1 pseudogene is annotated in these 334 nt (G+C 73.1%); it reads right to left on the reverse strand.

The features are described from left to right. A pseudogene (locus TN53_RS43375) lies at positions 1–334 on the reverse strand (short-chain dehydrogenase); the annotation flags it as partial.

Raw genomic sequence — 334 nt, forward strand, 5'->3', positions numbered from 1 at the left:
CCGGTCCCCGGGGGGACCGGCCCCAGTTTGGCGGGTGGGGTGGGGGTTCCCCCCCCCCGCCGCGGTCCCCGGGCGGGCGAAGGCGCCCGTGCGGGCGAGGATCTCCGGGGACCGCCACACCGGGCCGGGCACCATGCCCAGGTTGTGCCTGAAGTCGCCGAAGTGTGTGTCGCTGACGGTGAGCACGATCCGGGCGGGGGCGACGAAACGGTCCTCAAGTAGGCGGACGAAGAGGTGATGGGCGAGCACATTGACCGTGAACGTGGCCTCGAAGCCGTCCGGCCCCGCGGTGAGCGCGTCCGTGTACTGCACGCCTGCGTTGCCCACGAAGCCG

The organism is Streptomyces sp. WM6386 (assembly GCF_000972385.1).
Lineage (GTDB): Bacteria > Actinomycetota > Actinomycetes > Streptomycetales > Streptomycetaceae > Streptomyces.